Here is a 17,871-nt window from a genome sequence, read left to right on the forward strand (position 1 = left end):
ACCCGAAGGTGGATCGGCTTTCTGCGGCGAACCAGCAGTGGCCACGCGCTCAGCGGCGAAGCGTCAGCGCGAAACCTTGCCGGCCTTGATGCACGAGGTGCATGCGTTCACGCGCTTCGGCGTCCCGCTGACCACAGTACGAACGCGCTGGATGTTCGGGTTCCAGCGACGGGACGTACGGCGGTGCGAGTGCGAGATGTTGTTGCCGAAGCCCGGACCCTTGCCGCAGACGTCGCAGTTGGCAGCCACCGGTCACTCCAAAGACTTCAGATGCACTTACGGATGATCCCGGCATGCCGGGATCGAGATCGAGGATCTGGAAGTGGCGGTGCCGGGGGAAAAGGCCCGATCGGATCGGGCAACCGGAGCAGCATACAACGACCGCTCCCGTTGAACGAAACTACCACGATCGGTCTACGCTGCGTCCAATCCAGCAGCTCAGGGAGGCGCAGGTGGCGCAGGTGCCGCAGACATTCCTCGATGCTCTCGCGGTGCGCACCTGGTGCGGTCTCGCGCTGGCCGCCCTCGGCGGGGCCCGCGAGGAGATCGACGCGATCAACGTCTACCCCGTCGCGGACGGGGACACCGGCACCAACCTGTACCTGACGCTCGAATCCGCCGCGACCGCCGTGGAGGCCGTGTTCGCGGCCCACGAGCCCGGAACACCCTCCCTCGCCGACGCCGCGCACGCGATGGCGCACGGCGCGCTCATAGGCGCGCGCGGGAACTCCGGCACGATCCTCGCCCAGCTCCTGCGCGGCATGTCCCAGGTCCTCGCCGCCGACGGTGACGCCTCTCACACCGACGGCCCCGGCCTCGGCCTCGCCCTGCGCAGCGCCGCCGCCCTCGCCCGCCAGGCCGTCGCCCACCCCGTCGAGGGCACCGTCCTGACCGTCGCCACGGCCGCCGCCGACGCCGCCTGCGGGGACGACGGCGACTGCGGCTCCGTCGCCCGCGCGGCCTATCGGGGGGCGTGCACGGCCCTGGCGGCCACACCCGGGCAGCTCGCGGTCCTTCAGGACGCGGGGGTCGTGGACGCGGGCGGGCGGGGGCTGGTGGCGGTGCTGGGGGCGCTGGTGGAGACGTTCACGGGGGAGGCACCCGCGCGCGGGGGAGCGGTGGGGGTGACGAGCGCCGGGATCGGGGTTCCCGCGCGCGTGCGGGACGAGGGCTCGGGGTGCGCCGAGGGGGACGGGCCCGCCTTCGAGGTCATCTACCTCCTGGAGGCCGGGGACGCGGCCGTCGCCCGCCTCAGGACGCGGCTGGACGCGCTGGGGGACTCCCTGGTCGTCGTCGGCGGGGACGGGCTGTGGAACGTGCACGTGCACGTGGACGACGCCGGGGCCGCCGTCGAGGCCGGGGTCGAGGCGGGACGGCCGTACCGGATCCGGATCACCCACTTCGGCGCCGGGGACGCGCACACCGCGCGCGGGGAACGGGCGCCGCGCGAACGCGTCCAGCGCGCCGTGGTGGCCGTCGTGCCGGGGGAGGGGCTCGCGGGGCTGTACGCGGAGGCGGGGGCGACGACCGTGCTGGCCAGGCCGGGGGAGCCGCCCGCCAGTGGCGAGCTGGTCGAGGCCGTCCGGCGTGCGCACGCGCGCGAGGTCGTGCTCCTGCCCAACGACGCCGACCTGCGCCACACGGCCGCAGCCGCTGCCGAGCAGTCCCGTACGGAGGGCATCCGGGTCGCCCTGATCCCGACCCGCTCGGCGGTCCAGGGCATCGCCGCCCTCGCCGTCCACGAACCCGACCGGCGCTTCGACGAGGACGTCGTCTCCATGACCTCCGCCGCCGGCGCGACCCGCTACGCCGAGGTCACCGTCGCCGAACGCCAGTCCTGGACCATGGCCGGGATCTGCCAGGCCGGCGACGTCCTCGGCCTCGTCGACGGAGACGTCGCCGTCATCGGCACGGACGTCACCGACACGGCCCGCGAGGTCCTCGACCGGATGCTCTCGGCGGGCGGCGAACTCGTCACCCTCGTCCTCGGCGACGACGCCCCCGACACGATCGCCGACCAGCTGGAGACCCGCGTACGGGAGGCGTACCTGGCGGTCGACACGGTCGTCTACCGGGGTGGCCGCCAGGGCTCCCTGCTGCTGATCGGCGTCGAGTAGCTCAGCCGCCTTCACGCACCCCCTGGAGCAACTGCTCCGCCTCCGTACGACGGGACGCCGCCGTATCGTCGTCCGTCCCCGGCCCGTACGCGGCCAGCACCCCCCGCGCGCGGGCGGCGGCGTCCTGCGGGCGGCCCAGGTCCGCCTCCAGCCAGCCGGCCGCCAGCTCGGCGGACGTGCGCGCGTGCAGGGCGTCGTCCGTGAGGACGGCGAAGACGGCGACCGCGTCGGAGATCTGCGCGAGGGCCTCCTCCAGGGCCGCGCGGATCGAGTCGTCGTCCGCGTCCTCGGCTGCCGAACGGGCCAGCAGGTCGCCGAACTGGCGGTGCGTGTGGCCCAGTTCCGCGACGAGCCGGTGCCGGGACTCCTCGTCGTCCGCCGGGTCGAGGGCGTCCAGCGCGTCCGCGCACTCCGTGACCGCCGCCGCCATCAGCTCGCGCGCGCTGTCCACGCCGTCGTCCGTGCGCAGCGCCAGCCACGCGCGGGCGCGCAGGGCCCGCACCAGGCCGTGCACGTTCCCGAGGGAGCGCCACAGCTCACCCGCGCGCGCGTACGCCTGATCGGCCTCCGGGAGCAGCTCCGCCTGGCTCAGCGACTCCGCCGCCAGGTGCGCCAGCGTCGCGTGGTCGTGCTGCTCCGGCCAGTGCCGCGCGATCTCGGCCGCCTGGAGCCGGCGCTCGGCCGCCGCCCGGTGCTCGCCGAGCTCGCTCAGGCAGTCGCCGAGCCACCACTTCGTCTGGACGACCGTCCCGTCGCCGTGCGTCTCGGCGGTCAGGTCCGCCAGCGCCGACTCCAGGACCTCCGCCGCCTCCGCCCACCGGCCCTGCCGGACCAGGTGACCGCCCAGCTGGTGCCGGGCCCACGCGCCGAACGTCGGGCCCTCGCCCGCCTCGTCGGCCCAGTGCGCGGCCTCCAGGGCGTGCTCGGCGGCCTCCTCGGCCTCTCCCCGGCCCCCGATGACCTCCGCGAGCTGAAGATGCAGCTGAGCCCGTCCCACGGGCTCCAGAACCGGCCCACCGTGCTCCAGAGCCGCCCTGAGCGCCCGCTCCGCCTGCGTCATGTCGCCGAGGTGGTGCGCGAGGGCCGCGAGCCGCGCCTCGTACTCCACCGCGAACCACGGCAGCCCCGCCGCCACGAACTCGGCCGACGCGCGCGCGAACAGCTGCGCCGCCCCCTCCGGGTCCCCGCCGAGGGCCGCCAGCTCCGCGAGCATCGCGTGGGCCTCCGCCACACGCGCGTGCAGCCGCACGTCGTCCCCCGCGCGCCCGCCGACCAGCGCGAGCACCTCCCGTACGGCGGCCTCGGCGACCGGGAACACGTCCTGCCCGGCGTCCTCCTCGTGCGCGCGCCGCATCAGGATCCGCGCCCTGCTCATCAGCACCCCGGCCGCCTGCCGCACCCCGGTGGCGTCCTCGGCGTACAGGGCCAGCACCCGGTCGTACGGCTCCTCGACGGCCGCGAGCGCCTCCTCGACGTCACCGGCGAGCGCCCGGACGTACGCCCCGCGCGCGCGGGCCGCCAGGGACTCGCCCGGGTCGTCCGCCTCCGCGTACCAGCGGGCCGCCTCCTCGAAGGACGCCAGGCCCTCCGTGCCGCGTGCCATGCCCTCGTGCTCGGCCAGCTCCGCGCGGTCGCGGGGCGCGAGATCGGCGTCCTCGGCGGCCTCGCCGACCGCCACCCACGCCTCCACGGCGTGCGGCTGGAGCGTGTCCGACTGGCGGCGCGCCTCCGCGAGCAGCGCCGCGAGATCGGGCTCCCCCTCCGAGGACGGCTCCCGCACCGCGCGCGGCGCGGGGACCGGCGCCGACACCGGCGGGCGCGCGCCGCGCACCCCCAGCGGCAGCCGGTCCGTCAGCGGCTCCTGCGCCATCCGCGCGCGGGCCCGCTCCGACACGTGCGTGCTGCCGTTGCGGGCGTCGAACTCGCCGGCCAGCCGCAGCGCCTCCGCGCGCGCGTAGGACCCCAGCTCCGCCGCCGTCCACTCCCGGCCCGCCGGACCCGGCACCTGCCGGTCGCCCAGGCCCAGGCCGGTCAGCCGGTCCGTCAGGAGGGTGACCACGCTCAGGAAGTCCAGCTTGCTGCGCGGATGACCGTCGTCCGTGAAGTACGCGGGACGCTCCGCCAGCAGCTCCAGCGCGCGCGCCTCGTTGCCGGTCAGCGCGCAGAACTCGACGTGGTCCGCGTACGCGCCCCGCATCGACTCCATCGACCGCACCAGCCGGAAACCCCGCAGGTGGTTCGCCCGCGCCTCGTCCACGCGGCCCAGGCGCAGCAGCGGCACCAGGGACGACGCCAGCACCGTGTGCGGCTCGTGCGCGCACGCGTACTCGCCGTCCAGGACCGGCGCCCACAGCCGCAGCGCCTCCTCGTCCCGCCCGCACTCCGCGTGCCACCAGCCCTGCCCGTGCAGCTCGCACGCGTGACAGTCCGCCATCTGGTCGCGGTCCGCCGCCAGCCACGCCGTGAACGCCCGCTCCGCGCGCGCGAGATCACCGATGTGCGCCGCGACACTGAACTCCGCGCTGCGCACCGCCCGCTCCGAATGACCCGCCAGCCGGTAGCGGTGCTCCATCTCGCCCAGCCACTTCTCGACCGACGCCAGCGGGATGTGCGGCTGGTCCAGCATCCCCGCCGACATCCACTTGAACACCCAGTGCAGCGAGTGCGCCTCGTACTCGTCGAAGTCCTCCGGACGCTCGTCCCACATGCGCAGCAGCCGCGCGAACGGGACGAACATCTTCGCCTTCTCGGAGCTGTAGTTGTAGACCTTCAGCTGATGCCCGAGCGCCTCCACCACCGCCAGCGGGATCCCCAGCTTCTCCGCCTCGCCCAGCAGGTGCTCCGCACGCGCGTTGCGCGCCGGGCCCTCCGGCTCCTCGCCGTTCTGAGCCATCGCGTGGCGCAGCGCGTCGAAGTCCCCGATGTTCTCGATCTCACTCATTCCTGCCGCCCTCACCATGAGTGGCCCACTCCAGCAGACCGATGAACGCCCGGTTCAGCAGCGCCGAGTCCGCCGGCCGCAAAGGACGCTGCGCCATCAGCAGCGCCTGCCCGTACAACGACTCCGTCGCCGTCCCGATCAGTTCCGGATCCTTCAGGGAACTGATCCGCCGGATCAGCGCGTTGTGATGGTTGAGCACCAGCCGCGCGCGCGGAGCACCGCCCCGCAGCGACCCCAGGATGCCCGCCCACAGGTCGTCCGCCTGCTCCTCGGCCTCCGCGCGCGCCTGCTCGTGCCGCGCCTGCCGGTCGTCCAGATGCAGCGCCGGCACCGACAGCGGATGGAACGCCCGCAGCACCACGTCACACCCCAGCGGGTCCAGCGTCGCCCGTGCCGCCGCCAGGAACCCCGCCAGCGCCAGCTCCTCCGCCGTGTCCACGGCGTCCAGATGAGCCGTCACCGTGTCCGCGTCCAGCTCCGCCACCGGCGTGCCCGGACGCACCGACGGCAACGCCTCGACCAGCTCACTGTCGTACGTGTAACCGCCGTTGACCACCCCGATGCCCTGCGCCGAGGCGATCGGCGCGACCTGGCGGTACTCCTCCACCGTGCGCGTGAAGTGCACCACCGGGTGACGCTGCGCGAACTCCTCCAGCGACAGCCGGCCGTCCGTCGTCTCGAACGGCAGCCACGGCAGCATCGTCCGCAGCATCTCCGGATCGTGCCGCGCCAGCGACTTCACGCCCAGGTGATGCACCGCCAGGAACGCCGCCAGGCGCTCCGGATCGCCCGCCGCGAGACCCGTCAGCCACGCCCGGATCCGCTCCCCGAGCGCCTCCCGGACAGCCGCCAGCGTCTCGTCCTCGTACAGCGACTCGCGCGACGCCGTGGGCCGCAGCGAGTCCGTGTCCAGGACGCAGCGCACGAAGAACGCCCAGTCCGGCAGGAGCTGTTCGGCCCGCTCCGTCAGCAGCATCCCCTTCAGGTGCACCCGGTGCGTCGCCCGCTGCGCCGGGGACACCGCCGACGGCAGCACGTACGCCACCCCCCGGATCCCCGCCAGCGGCACCGACAGCTCGATCGAGTCCAGCGGCGTGAACCCGAACAGGCCGTGGCAGTGCCGCGCCAGCGCCACCCGCCGGTTCGCCGGGGACGGGTACGCGCGGTCCCAGGGCGCCGGCAGGTCCGTGACCGCCTCCTCGCCCACCCGCACGTCGTACGGCAGCAGCGAGCCGAAGTCCTTCGCCAGCGCCAGCACGCGCGCCTCGGACAGCCACTCGGCCGCGCCCGCGCGCGCCTGGAGGTACACCGTCGTGCCCGGCTCCGGGCGCGCCTCGTCCGGGAGCGTGCGCACGGAGTACGAGCCGTCGTCGCGCGCCGTCCACTCCACCGGACGCGCCCCCGGCGTGCGCGCGCTCCGGGAGACCACGCGGATCCTCTCGGCGACCACGAAACAGGCCAGCAGGCCGATCCCGAACTGGCCGAGGAAGTCCGAACGCGCCTCCTGGAGACCGTCGGAACGCTTCGAGCTGCGCCCGATCGTCGCCAGCAGACTGTGCACGTCGGACTCGGTCAGGCCGATGCCGGAGTCCTCCACGCGCAGGCCGGAGCCGTCCGTGAACAGGCGAACCCGCGCGGGAGCGTCGGGGTCCTCCGCGCGGCGCGCGGTGATCGCGTCCACCGCGTTCTGGAGCAGTTCGCGGAGGTAGACCCTGGGACTGGAGTAGAGGTGATGGGAGAGCAGGTCCACCAGACCACGCAGGTCGACCTGGAACGTGTGAGGTGACTGGGATGCCTGGGATGACTTCGAGGTCTGGGAGTCCATCGTCACAGCGCCGTTGGGGGGTGAGCTTCGGCGCGGGGTCGGGCGGTCCCGGACTGGGGCGGTGACCGCGGAAGGGATGGCGTGAGGCGCGACATACTAGGGCCCAAGCGACGCGGCTGACCAGGGGTTTCAGGACATGTCTAGGGGATTGTCAGTGGCGTGGTGTGCAATGGATCTCGTGCCCGCACTGGAAGAACCGCTCAAAAAAGTGCTCGGCCCCGCCACCGCGAAGGTGATGGCCGAGCACCTCGGCCTGCATACGGTCGGTGACCTTCTGCACCACTATCCGCGCAGATACGAGGAGCGCGGACAGCTCACCCACCTCGCCGACCTGCCCATGGACGAGCACGTGACGGTGGTCGCGATGGTCGCCGACGCCCGGCTGCACACGTTCGCTTCCTCCAAAGCGCCCCGCGGCAAGGGACAACGACTGGAAGTCACCATCACCGACGGCAGCGGGCGCCTCCAGCTCGTCTTCTTCGGCAACGGCGTGCACAAACCCCACAACGACCTCATCCCCGGCACCCGCGCGATGTTCTCCGGCAAGGTGTCCGTCTTCAACCGCCGCCTCCAGCTCGCGCACCCCGCGTACCAGCTCCTCAAAGGCGATGACACCGAGGCGGGCGAGTCGGTGGAAACCTGGGCGGGCGCCCTGATCCCGCTCTACCCCGCCACCGCCAAACTGGAGTCCTGGAAACTCGCGAAGGCGATCCAGACGGTCCTGCCCACCGCCCAGGAAGCCCTGGACCCCCTCCCGCCCTCCCTCCGCGAAGGCCGGGGCCTGGTCTCCCTCCCCGAGGCCCTCCTCAAGATCCACCAGCCCCACACCAAGTCCGACGTCGCCGAAGCCCGCGCCCGCCTGAAGTGGGACGAGGCGTTCGTCCTCCAGGTGGCCCTGGCCCGCCGCCGCCACTCCGACACCCAACTCCCGGCCGCCCCCCGCGTCCCGTCCCCCGACGGCCTCCTCACCGCCTTCGACGACCGCCTCCCCTTCACCCTCACGGACGGCCAGCAGAAGGTCTCCCGGGAGATCTTCGACGACCTCGCGACGAGCCACCCGATGCACCGGCTGCTTCAGGGGGAGGTCGGTTCCGGGAAAGCTCAACCGCTCGACGCACTGGTGCTCACACCCACCGGATACCGGCAGATGGGGGATCTGGCAGTGGGCGACGAGGTCATCGTGCCGGAGGGCGAGATCGCACTTGTCGACGGTGTCTTCCCTCAAGGGGAGCGGCCTGTCTGGCGTCTGGTCCTCTCCGACGGAAGCTCTGTGGAGTGCGACGACGAGCACCTGTGGATCGTCGGGACGAGCTGTGGATGGCACCGGGGCCAGCCTCCCAAGGTGATGACGACTCGGGAGATCCGGCTGGACACGTTCAAAGCGGACGGGTCCTCGAAGTGGTACATCCCGGCAGCGACCCCCGTCGATCTAGGAGGTGACGCCGGGCTGCCGTTGGATCCGTATCTCTTCGGACTCCTCCTCGGCGACGGCTCGTTCCGCCACAACCTGCGCCTGTCCACGGTCGACGACGAGATCCGCGAGGCCGCCGCAGCCGCGGTGGCGCCGGAATGTCGGCTGGTGCCGGTGAGAGGGTCCCGCTGCGACTACACGATCCAGCTCGCACAACGTGCCGGCGGAGTCCGTAATCCGGTGATCCAGATCCTGCGGGATCTGAAGCTCTGGGGTGAGACGTCGCACGGCAAGTTCGTCCCCGAAGACTTCAAGAACACGTCGGTCAAGAACCGGCTCGCTCTGCTGCAAGGACTGTTGGACACGGACGGCACAGTCGACGCCAACGGCATGAGTATCTCGCTCTGTTCCGCCTCGCGCAGGCTCGCGGACGATGTCGCCTGGCTCGTACGCTCCCTGGGCGGCCGGGCGCGTGTTCTGCCCAGCAAGGCCGCTTTCAACGTATCGGTGGCTCTTCCGGACGAGTACGCCCCGTTCCGCCTGGCCCGTAAAGCCGCCCGTATCCATCCCCGGCCGAAGTACAACACTTTCCGGCGCGGTGTCCGAGCCGTCGAGTACGTGGGCCGCAAACCGGTCCAGTGCATCAGCGTCGCTCACCCCAGCCACGCCTACATCACCGACAACTTCACCGTCACCCACAACACGATGGTCGCCCTGCGCGCCATGCTCGCCGTCGTCGACGCGGGTGGGCAGGCCGCGATGCTGGCTCCCACCGAGGTGTTGGCCCAGCAGCATCATCGGTCCGTCGTCGAGATGATGGGGGATCTCGCCGAGGGCGGGATGCTGGGCGGGTCGGACAAGGCGACCAAGGTGGTCGTGCTCACCGGGTCCATGGGGGCTGCCGCGCGGCGGCATGCGTTGCTCGATCTCGTGACCGGGGAGGCCGGGATCGTCATCGGGACGCATGCGCTGATCGAGGACAAGGTGCAGTTCCATGATCTGGGGCTGGTCGTCGTCGACGAGCAGCACCGGTTCGGGGTGGAGCAGCGGGACGCGCTGCGGGGGAAGGGGAAGCAGCCGCCGCATCTGCTCGTGATGACCGCCACGCCGATTCCCCGGACCGTGGCGATGACCGTGTTCGGGGATCTGGAGACGTCCGTACTCGACCAGTTGCCGGCCGGGCGCTCGCCGATCGCCACGCATGTCGTGCCCGCCGCCGACAAGCCCCACTTCCTCACGCGCGCGTGGGAGCGGGTGCGCGAAGAGGTGGGCAAGGGGCATCAGGCGTACGTCGTCTGTCCCCGGATCGGGGACGAGGAGGACGACAAGAAGGCGAAGAAGGAAGCGCCGGACGGGGACAAGCGCCCGCCCCTCGCGGTTCTGGACGTCGCCGACCAGCTGTCCAAGGGCCCGCTCCAGGGCATCGAGGTCGAGGTCCTGCACGGCCGTATGCACCCCGACGACAAGGACGCGGTGATGCGGAGGTTCGCCGCGGGGGAGACGAACGTCCTGGTCGCGACGACGGTCATCGAGGTCGGCGTCAACGTCCCCAACGCCACCGCCATGGTGATCATGGACGCGGACCGCTTCGGCGTGTCCCAGCTCCACCAGCTCCGGGGCCGGGTGGGCCGGGGTTCGGCACCGGGCCTCTGCCTCCTCGTCACGGACATGCCGGAAGCGAGCGCGGCCCGCCAGCGCCTGAACGCGGTCGCGTCGACGCTGGACGGCTTCGAACTGTCGCGGATCGACCTGGAACAGCGGAGAGAGGGCGACGTGCTGGGCCAGGCCCAGTCGGGCGCGCGCTCCTCCCTGCGGGTCCTGGAGGTCATCGAGGACGAGGAGGTCATCGCGGAGGCGAGGGAGGAGGCGACGACGCTGGTGCGGGAGAACCCGGAGCTGGAGGGACTGCCGGGTCTGAAAACAGCGCTGGACGCGCTGTTGGACGAGGAGAGGGAGCAGTACTTGGAGAAGGGGTGAGCCACACTGGACCCGTACTCGACCCCGTACCAAGGACCTGAAGATGACCCGCGTGATCGCCGGAGAAGCCGGCGGACGTCGACTCGCCGTCCCCCCAGGAACCGGCACCCGCCCGACATCGGACCGTGCACGCGAAGCCCTCATGTCCACCTGGGAGTCCCTCCTCGGCAGCTCCCTCACCGGCGAACGAGTCCTCGACCTCTACGCGGGCTCAGGCGCGGTCGGCCTCGAAGCCCTCTCCCGGGGCGCCGCCCACACCCTCCTCGTGGAAGCGGACCCCAAAGCCGTGAGAACCATCCGCGAGAACGTGAAATCCCTCGCCCTCCCCGGCGCCGAAGTACGCCAGGGCAAGGCCGAGCAGATCATCCAGGCACCCCCCACCACCCCGTACGACATCGCCTTCCTGGACCCCCCGTACGCCGTCACAGATCACGATCTTGGCGAGATCCTCCTCACACTCCGCACCGAGGGCTGGCTCACGCCGGACGCGATCGTCACCGTGGAGCGCAGCACCAGAGGCGGAGAATTCCCCTGGCCGGAGGGCTTCGCACCGCTCAAGGCCCGTCGCTACGGCGAGGGAACGTTTTGGTACGGTCGCGCCGCCACGGGCGACAACGCCCCCACGTGCGAAGACGCACGATGACCGGACCGGAGAGCGAGGGATCGCAAGTGCGCCGCGCCGTCTGTCCCGGGTCGTTCGACCCGATCACCAACGGACACCTCGACATCATCTCCCGCGCCTCCCGCCTCTACGACGAGGTGTACGTCGCGGTGATGATCAACAAATCGAAGCAGGGCCTCTTCGAGGTCGACGAGCGGATCGACCTGATCCGCCAGGTCACGGCCGAGTACGGCAACGTACGCGTGGAGTCCTTCCACGGCCTGCTGGTCGACTTCTGCAAGCAGCGGGAGATCCCGGCGATCGTCAAGGGCCTCAGAGCGGTCAGCGACTTCGACTACGAGCTCCAGATGGCGCAGATGAACATCGGCCTGTCCGGGGTGGAGACGCTGTTCGTGCCGACCAACCCGGCGTACAGCTTCCTGTCGTCCTCGCTCGTCAAGGAGGTCGCGACGTGGGGCGGCGACATCGCGCACCTGGTGCCGCCGATCGTCCTCGAAGCGCTCAACAAGCGCCTGCGCAAGGACTGATGGGACACCGGGGACTACAGTCGCCCTGTCCGTCTCCAACACAGCGGTAGAGAGTGGCGAGCCTAGGTGGACGTACAGAAGAAGCTCGACGAGATCGTCGCCGCGGTCTCCGGCGCGAGGTCGATGCCCATGTCGGCCTCGTGCGTGGTGAACCGCGCCGACCTGCTCGCCCTGCTGGAGGAGGTGCGGGCCGCGCTGCCGGACTCCCTCGCGCAGGCCGAGGAGCTGATCGGCGGCCGTGACCAGATGGTCGACCAGGCCCGCCAGGAGGCCGAGCGGATCATCACCACCGCGCACGCCGAGCGCGGCTCGCTGATCTCCGGCACCGAGGTGGCCCGCCGCTCCCAGGCCGAGGCCGACCGCATCCTCGCCGAGGCCCGCCGGGAGGCGGAGGAGGTCCGCGCCGAGGCGGACGAGTACGTCGACTCCAAGCTCGCCAACTTCGAGGTCGTCCTCACCAAGACGCTGGGCTCGGTCGGCCGGGGCCGCGAGAAGCTCCTCGGCACGGGCCCGGGCCTCGACGAGAACGGCTACGCGGACGAGGACGCCCCCGAGCGCAGCCACGACCCGGAGACCCTGCGCAAGGACGCCGACGCGTACGTCGACGTCAAGCTGGGCGCCTTCGAGGCGGTGCTCGCCAAGACGCTGGAGGCGGTCGGCCGGGGCCGCGACAAGCTGCACGGCCGGATCGCCTCCGACGACCTCGGCTCCCTCGCCGACGACGCCACGACCTTCCAGCACTCCTCCGACGCCGACTTCCTCGCCGACCTCGCGGCCCTCTCCGACCGCGAGGAGTCCTCCCGCACGGGCTCGACCCCGATCCCGGCCCAGCCCGCGCCCCCGGCCGAGCAGCCCGCCGTCCACGGCTACGAGCAGCAGCCCGCGTACGGCTACCAGGACGGCTACGGCGGCTACGGCGGCTACGAGCAGCCGTACGCGCAGCCGGACCCGTACGCCTACCAGCAGGCCGACCCGTACGCGGCGACGGCCTACCAGGGGTACGACCAGCAGCAGGCGTACGAGCAGCAGCCGCAGCAGCCCCAGCAACAGCAGCAGCCGCAGCAGTCGTACGCGCTCGACGAGACGAGCCTCTTCGACACCGGCATGATCACGCCGGAGCAGCTCAGGGCCTACGAGCAGGGGCGCGGCCTGTAGCCGAGCCCGTCACCGGACCCGGATTGGGCTGTGCGCGAATGGTCCAGTATCCTGGCTCTTCGGTCGCGTGTACGTCCGCGATCAACGCTGCCCCGAAGCACCGCTGGGCGGCGCCCTCCAGCTCGGAAGAGATCGAAAACAGGAATGGCCGCGAACGCCCGCCTCGACCACCGCAACCCCCTCGTGTTCGACACGCACGAGCTGGGTCGGCGGCCTGGCGCGCTCCAGCGCCTGACCCGTGAGATCGACGCCCCCAAGGATCTCGGGATCCAGGGTGTCGTCGGAGTGCCGGAAGGCGCCCCGGTCGAACTGGAACTCCGGCTGGAGTCGGTCATGGACGGAGTGCTCGTCACAGGCACCGCCCGTGCACAGGCCGAGGGGGAGTGCGTAAGGTGTCTGGAGCCGGTCGGCCTTGAGGTCGACGCGGACTTCCAGGAGATGTTCTCGTACCCTGACGCCGACGACCGTGGCCGCCCGAAGGCGGAACCGGTCGACGACGCCGAGGAAGACGAGGACACGCTCTTCATCGAGGACGGACTGTTCGACCTCGAATCCGTGCTGCGTGACGCGGTGGTGCTCGCACTGCCGATGCAGCCGGTGTGCCAGGACGACTGCCAGGGACTGTGCTCCGAGTGTGGAGCCAGGCTCTCGGACGACCCGGATCACCGTCACGACGCCGTCGACATCCGGTGGGCGGCATTGCAGGGACTCTCGGGTTCGCTCGAATCCGATGAGAAGGACAAGATCACCGGCGCTGAAGCAGGCGTCGACGAGAAGCAGGAGAAGTAGCCGTGGCTGTTCCGAAGCGGAAGATGTCGCGCAGCAACACGCGCCACCGCCGGTCGCAGTGGAAGGCTGCGGTCCCCACCCTGGTTGCGTGCGAGCGCTGCCACGAGCCCAAGCTGCAGCACATCGCGTGCCCGTCTTGCGGCACCTACAACAAGCGCCAGGTCCTCGAAGTCTGAGGCTGGTGAGAGGCACTGTGTCCACGCCGAAGAAAAACTCTGCGGACAACACGGCCTCGTCCCACACGCTTCTGGAAGGGCGGCTCGGCTACCGGCTGGAGTCCGCCCTTCTGGTGCGTGCGCTGACGCACCGTTCCTACGCGTACGAGAACGGCGGTCTGCCGACGAACGAGCGGCTGGAGTTCCTCGGGGACTCCGTGCTCGGTCTCGTCGTCACCGACACGCTGTACACGACCCACCCCGACCTCCCGGAAGGCCAACTGGCCAAGCTCCGGGCCGCGGTGGTCAACTCGCGCGCACTGGCGGAAGTCGGCCGCGGCCTCGAACTCGGCTCCTTCATCCGGCTCGGCCGGGGTGAAGAGGGCACGGGCGGCCGGGACAAGGCGTCCATCCTCGCCGACACCCTTGAAGCGGTGATCGGCGCGGTCTATCTCGACCAGGGCCTCGACGCGGCCTCCGAACTGGTGCACCGCCTGTTCGACCCGCTGATCGAGAAGTCCTCGAACCTCGGTGCCGGCCTGGACTGGAAGACCAGTCTCCAGGAGCTCACCGCGACCGAAGGGCTCGGTGTCCCCGAGTACCTGGTCACGGAGACCGGCCCCGATCACGAGAAGACCTTCACTGCTGCCGCCCGCGTCGGAGGCGTCTCGTACGGCACCGGCACCGGCCGCAGCAAGAAGGAGGCGGAGCAGCAAGCCGCCGAGTCCGCGTGGCGCGCGATCCGCGCCGCCGCGGACGAACGGATCAAGCAGGAGGCGGCGGCTGCCGAAGAAGCCGCTGCCACCGACGCCGAGTCCGCCTCCGCATAAGTAGTCAGTCACCGAGCGCCCGGCCCCTTCGCGGGGGCGGGCGCTCGGTTCACATCCGGGGGAGCGTCATGCCCGAGTTGCCCGAGGTCGAGGTCGTCCGACGGGGTCTGGAGCGGTGGGTGGCCGGCCGTACGGTCGCCGACGCGGAGGTCCTGCACCCCAGAGCCGTACGCCGCCACCTCGCCGGCGCCGACGACTTCGCCCACCGCCTGAAGGGCCACCGGATCGGTACGCCGTCGAGACGAGGCAAGTACCTCTGGCTCCCCCTCGACGACGGCGGCCAGGCGATCCTCGCCCACCTCGGGATGAGCGGCCAGCTCCTGGTCCAGCCGCCCGACGCCGCCGACGAGAAGCACCTGCGCATCCGTGTCCGGTTCGCCGACGACGTACAGACGCAGCTCCGCTTCGTCGACCAGCGCACCTTCGGCGGGCTCTCCCTGCACGACACGACGGACGACGGCCTTCCGGACGTCATCGGACACATCGCCCGCGACCCCCTGGACCCCCTCTTCGACGACGAGGCGTTCCACGAGGCGCTGCGCCGCAAGCGCACGACGGTCAAACGCGCGCTGCTGGACCAGTCGCTGATCAGCGGGGTCGGCAACATCTACGCGGACGAGGCGCTGTGGCGCAGCCGCCTGCACTACGACCGCCCGGTCACGGGCTTCACACGCCCCCGCACGGCCGAACTCCTCGGCCACGTCCGGGACGTGATGAACGCGGCCCTCGCCGTGGGCGGCACCAGCTTCGACAGCCTGTACGTCAACGTCAACGGCGAATCGGGCTACTTCGACCGCTCCCTGGACGCGTACGGCCGCGAGGGCGAACCCTGCAACCGCTGCGGCACGGCGATGCGCCGACGGCCGTGGATGAACCGGTCCAGCTACTTCTGCCCGAAGTGTCAGCGCCCGCCGCGGGTTTCGTCGTAGCGGTTGCGGGCCACGAGGACGTCGTCCATGTGGCCCTCCACGAACTGGATCAGCGCCAGCAGGCGTTCGGCGACCTCGCGGCCGAGCGGGGTCAACTCGTAGTCCACGCGCGGGGGGTTGGTCGGCTGGGCCTCGCGGTGGACGAAGCCGTCGCGCTCCAGGGCGTGCAGCGTCTGGGAGAGCATCTTCTCGCTGACGCCGTCGACCCGGCGGCGCAGTTCGTTGAAGCGCAGGGAGCCTTCGTACAGGGCCCCGAGCGTCAGACCGCCCCACCTGCCGCTCACGTGTTCCAGCGCTCCCCGCGAGACGCAGGCTTTCGCGAACACGCTGTACGGCAGGTCCTCTAGCGGGGTCTCCTGGGTGCTGGTCATGGGGTAAGCGTAGGCGAAACTAGCGCTTACCGACAGGTTGCACTAACCAGAAGTAAGCGCTAACCGGTCAGTAGCCGAAGTCCTGCGTCCACCACGGCCCACCCGAACCGAAGTGCACCCCGACCCCCAGCGTCTTGAAGTCGCAGTTCAGGATGTTCGCCTTGTGGCCGGGGCTGTTCATCCACGCGTCCATCACGGCCGCGGCGTCGCCCTGGCCCCGGGCTATGTTCTCCCCGGCGAGGTCGGTGATCCCGGCGGCGGCAGCGCGGTCCCAGGGGGACTTGCCGTCGGGGTCGGTGTGGTCGAAGAAGCCCCGCGCGGCCATGTCCTCGCTGAACTTCTGGGCGAGATCCGCGAGGGCGCTGTTCGCGGACAGGGCACTGCAACCGACCTTCGCGCGCTCCTCGTTGACGAGCACGAGGACCTGGGCGGCGGCCTGGAGTTCCGCCGATACGGCGGTCGCGGCCTTCGCCGGTGCCTTCGCGGCGGGCGCCTCTGTCTGCTTCTCCTGCACCGGCGTCTCGGCGGCCTTGGAGGGGCTGGAGGAAGGTTTCGCCTCGGCGGCCTTCTTCGCGGGCGCCTTCTTCTCCTTCTCGGGCGCGGGAGACGTCTTCGGCGCGAGAGAGGGGGACGCCGACGGTGCGGATGCCCTCGGCGCCGTACCGGCTCCGCTGTCCGCCGTACCCGCAGCGCCGCCCTGTTCGGAGGCCGCGTTGGTGGGGGAGTCGGAGGCGCGGACGCGGTCGCCGGAGGCGTCCGAGGCGCTGTCGCCGCCGAGCTTGTAGCTCTCCAGACCCGGGACGATCCCCGACGTCACGGCGACCGCGCCGAGCGCGACGGCGGCGGAGACACCGAGGAGGCCGGTGCGGACGGGGTGCTTCTTGCGGCGCCGGTGCGGGCCGGCGGTGGCTGTCCCGGTGGCGCTGTCCGTCGCGTACAGGTAGTCGGAGCTGAGCGCGTTGGCGTCCGCGTACGCCTCGGGGTCCACGGAGGGGGGCATCCCCATGCCGGGGGTGTGGTCCTGCTCGTGCGTGTGGCCCGTCTCGGCGCGTCCGGCGGCTGCGCGTCGGTGGCGTCCCATCTGCTGGCCTTCCTCGTCCTGCGGCGTTCCGCCCTGAATCACTCGATCGGGTGAGTTTCTTTTGGGTGGGGACGGTACCCCATGACGTCCGAGGAGGAAGTGTCCTGAGCGACATCGGTCTGGTTGGGTGGCCCTTATGAGCGAGGACGCACGACTGGTCGCCTGGGTCCGTGGACACGTACAGGGCGTGGGATTCCGCTGGTTCACCCGGGCCAAGGCGCTGGAGATCGGAGGGCTGAGTGGTTTTGCTCTCAATTTGGCCGACGGGCGCGTACAAGTGGTCGCCGAGGGGACCCGGGGCGGCTGTGAAGGACTGCTGGACTGGCTGACGGGAGACGACACGCCCGGCCGTGTGGACGGTGTCACCGAGATTTGGGACACACCGCGCGGCGGCTACGACGGGTTCGCGATCCGCTGAGTCCTGAGGGGCCGGACGGTGCGCGGGAGGCCTGCCGGGCAGAGCCGCCGGGGAAAAGAAGCAGGTGGTTGCCAAGAAGCGCGCGCTCTGGCAGGCTCCCCGTCCAAGTGTGACCGCCGCGCCCCCGGGCTCCGCGAGGCTCGCAGCACCGCCGAGGGGCGCCGTGCTCGCCGTCCGGGCCGCTCCGTACGGGGCGTGATCGTGTTGACCGTCAAACTTTTTGGTGAGACGCTGAGGGAACCCCGCGCACCTAGCTGTTCGGCATGGATGAACGGCAGCAACAACAGATCCTGCCCAGAGGCCGGGTGCGAATCCCTCACGACCCACACCGCTTCGGTCGGTCACTCAGTGTGGAGGACCATCCATCATGGCAAAGGCGCTTCTCGGTTACGTCGGCGGTTCCGACCCGCGACTCCTCGCCGAGATGCGACGGCTCCAGCAGCGCGTCCAGGATCTGGAATCCGAGCTCGGACGGATCCAGGCCGAGAACGACGCGCTGACGGCTGCCGCTTCTCACGACAGGCTCATGGAGAGCATCGACGCACACCAGCCGGAGCCTGCGTTCACCTGATCGCTAGCTGCACCGCTCCACGGCACCGTTTGAGTTGTCAAGATTTGCAAGGGACGCTTCGGCGTCCCTTCTTTTCTTTCCCCGGCGTCTTTTATCGGCGTCTTGTATTGGGCCCCGTCCACTCTCTTTAACGTGTGGTGTGCCCGGCGCGT

Annotated in this window: 15 protein-coding genes and 1 pseudogene; 11 read left to right on the top strand and 5 right to left on the bottom strand. The window is 71.0% G+C overall.

Translation table 11 applies throughout. The features are described from left to right. Positions 1-63: 63 nt before the first annotated feature. Complete coding sequence (rpmB, locus tag J8M50_RS34430) at positions 64-249, bottom strand: 50S ribosomal protein L28 (protein WP_003973430.1); 186 nt, start codon at positions 247-249, stop codon at positions 64-66. A 203-nt stretch (positions 250-452) separates the two neighbouring features. Here rpmB and J8M50_RS34435 point away from each other — a divergent pair, with 203 nt between their 5' ends. Continuing rightward, on the top strand, positions 453-2,117 hold the full coding sequence (locus J8M50_RS34435; RefSeq protein ID WP_010353884.1) for a DAK2 domain-containing protein: 1,665 nt from the start codon (positions 453-455) through the stop codon (positions 2,115-2,117). A gap of 1 nt (position 2,118) precedes the next feature. On the opposite strand, the gene J8M50_RS34440 is transcribed toward J8M50_RS34435, so the two are convergent. Next, positions 2,119-5,049 (bottom strand): tetratricopeptide repeat protein, encoded by a 2,931-nt coding sequence (locus J8M50_RS34440; RefSeq protein ID WP_372462338.1) that lies wholly within the window; start codon positions 5,047-5,049, stop codon positions 2,119-2,121. 1 nt (position 5,050) lies between these two features. After that, positions 5,051-6,883: an HSP90 family protein gene (locus tag J8M50_RS34445; protein ID WP_029183882.1), complete on the bottom strand. Its 1,833-nt coding sequence runs from the start codon at positions 6,881-6,883 to the stop codon at positions 5,051-5,053. A gap of 169 nt (positions 6,884-7,052) precedes the next feature. On the opposite strand from J8M50_RS34445, the gene J8M50_RS34450 reads away from it, so the two are divergent. From J8M50_RS34450 to mutM, 8 genes and pseudogenes are all read left to right on the top strand, one after another. Continuing rightward, positions 7,053-10,271, top strand: a complete 3,219-nt coding sequence (locus J8M50_RS34450) for a helicase-related protein (RefSeq protein ID WP_010353880.1) — start codon at positions 7,053-7,055, stop codon at positions 10,269-10,271. 31 nt (positions 10,272-10,302) lie between these two features. Next, a pseudogene (gene rsmD, locus J8M50_RS34455) lies at positions 10,303-10,914 on the top strand (16S rRNA (guanine(966)-N(2))-methyltransferase RsmD); the annotation flags it as partial. A 26-nt stretch (positions 10,915-10,940) separates the two neighbouring features. Then, positions 10,941-11,420, top strand: coding sequence for a pantetheine-phosphate adenylyltransferase (gene coaD, locus J8M50_RS34460; protein WP_010353878.1), 480 nt, complete (start codon positions 10,941-10,943; stop codon positions 11,418-11,420). Positions 11,421-11,486: 66 nt separating this feature from the next. Then, positions 11,487-12,575, top strand: a complete 1,089-nt coding sequence (locus J8M50_RS34465; RefSeq protein ID WP_010353877.1) for a DivIVA domain-containing protein — start codon at positions 11,487-11,489, stop codon at positions 12,573-12,575. A gap of 144 nt (positions 12,576-12,719) precedes the next feature. Next, positions 12,720-13,364 (top strand): YceD family protein, encoded by a 645-nt coding sequence (locus J8M50_RS34470; protein WP_010353875.1) that lies wholly within the window; start codon positions 12,720-12,722, stop codon positions 13,362-13,364. A 2-nt stretch (positions 13,365-13,366) separates the two neighbouring features. Then, positions 13,367-13,540, top strand: a complete 174-nt coding sequence (gene rpmF, locus J8M50_RS34475; RefSeq protein WP_007493396.1) for a 50S ribosomal protein L32 — start codon at positions 13,367-13,369, stop codon at positions 13,538-13,540. A gap of 17 nt (positions 13,541-13,557) precedes the next feature. Then, positions 13,558-14,349 (top strand): ribonuclease III, encoded by a 792-nt coding sequence (rnc, locus tag J8M50_RS34480; protein WP_010353874.1) that lies wholly within the window; start codon positions 13,558-13,560, stop codon positions 14,347-14,349. A 68-nt stretch (positions 14,350-14,417) separates the two neighbouring features. Continuing rightward, positions 14,418-15,278 carry a bifunctional DNA-formamidopyrimidine glycosylase/DNA-(apurinic or apyrimidinic site) lyase gene (mutM, locus tag J8M50_RS34485; RefSeq protein ID WP_010353873.1) on the top strand — a complete coding sequence of 287 codons (861 nt, stop codon included), beginning with the start codon at positions 14,418-14,420 and terminating at the stop codon, positions 15,276-15,278. Here mutM and J8M50_RS34490 read toward each other — a convergent pair. After that, positions 15,251-15,649: a winged helix-turn-helix transcriptional regulator gene (locus J8M50_RS34490; RefSeq protein ID WP_010353872.1), complete on the bottom strand. Its 399-nt coding sequence runs from the start codon at positions 15,647-15,649 to the stop codon at positions 15,251-15,253. The genes mutM and J8M50_RS34490 overlap by 28 nt on opposite strands. Positions 15,650-15,716: 67 nt before the next feature. Then, the gene (locus tag J8M50_RS34495; protein WP_029183881.1) at positions 15,717-16,730 is read right to left on the bottom strand and encodes a CAP domain-containing protein; all 1,014 of its coding nucleotides are present in this window, start codon (positions 16,728-16,730) and stop codon (positions 15,717-15,719) included. A gap of 136 nt (positions 16,731-16,866) precedes the next feature. Here J8M50_RS34495 and J8M50_RS34500 point away from each other — a divergent pair, with 136 nt between their 5' ends. Both J8M50_RS34500 and J8M50_RS34505 read left to right on the top strand, forming a co-directional pair. Beyond that, positions 16,867-17,148: an acylphosphatase gene (locus tag J8M50_RS34500; RefSeq protein ID WP_010353870.1), complete on the top strand. Its 282-nt coding sequence runs from the start codon at positions 16,867-16,869 to the stop codon at positions 17,146-17,148. 367 nt (positions 17,149-17,515) lie between these two features. Beyond that, the gene (locus tag J8M50_RS34505) at positions 17,516-17,719 is read left to right on the top strand and encodes a hypothetical protein (RefSeq protein WP_010353869.1); all 204 of its coding nucleotides are present in this window, start codon (positions 17,516-17,518) and stop codon (positions 17,717-17,719) included. Positions 17,720-17,871: the final 152 nt, after the last annotated feature.

Source organism: Streptomyces acidiscabies, from assembly GCF_020010905.1.
Lineage (GTDB): Bacteria > Actinomycetota > Actinomycetes > Streptomycetales > Streptomycetaceae > Streptomyces > Streptomyces acidiscabies.

Coding starts and splice junctions, on each gene's coding strand:
- J8M50_RS34445 (WP_029183882.1), bottom strand. CDS start 6,883: ATGGACTCCCAGACCTCGAAGTCATCCCAGGCATCCCAGTCACCTCAC.
- J8M50_RS34450 (WP_010353880.1), top strand. CDS start 7,053: ATGGATCTCGTGCCCGCACTGGAAGAACCGCTCAAAAAAGTGCTCGGC.
- J8M50_RS34470 (WP_010353875.1), top strand. CDS start 12,720: ATGGCCGCGAACGCCCGCCTCGACCACCGCAACCCCCTCGTGTTCGAC.
- mutM (WP_010353873.1), top strand. CDS start 14,418: ATGCCCGAGTTGCCCGAGGTCGAGGTCGTCCGACGGGGTCTGGAGCGG.
- J8M50_RS34490 (WP_010353872.1), bottom strand. CDS start 15,649: ATGACCAGCACCCAGGAGACCCCGCTAGAGGACCTGCCGTACAGCGTG.
- J8M50_RS34495 (WP_029183881.1), bottom strand. CDS start 16,730: ATGGGACGCCACCGACGCGCAGCCGCCGGACGCGCCGAGACGGGCCAC.
- J8M50_RS34500 (WP_010353870.1), top strand. CDS start 16,867: ATGAGCGAGGACGCACGACTGGTCGCCTGGGTCCGTGGACACGTACAG.
- J8M50_RS34505 (WP_010353869.1), top strand. CDS start 17,516: ATGGCAAAGGCGCTTCTCGGTTACGTCGGCGGTTCCGACCCGCGACTC.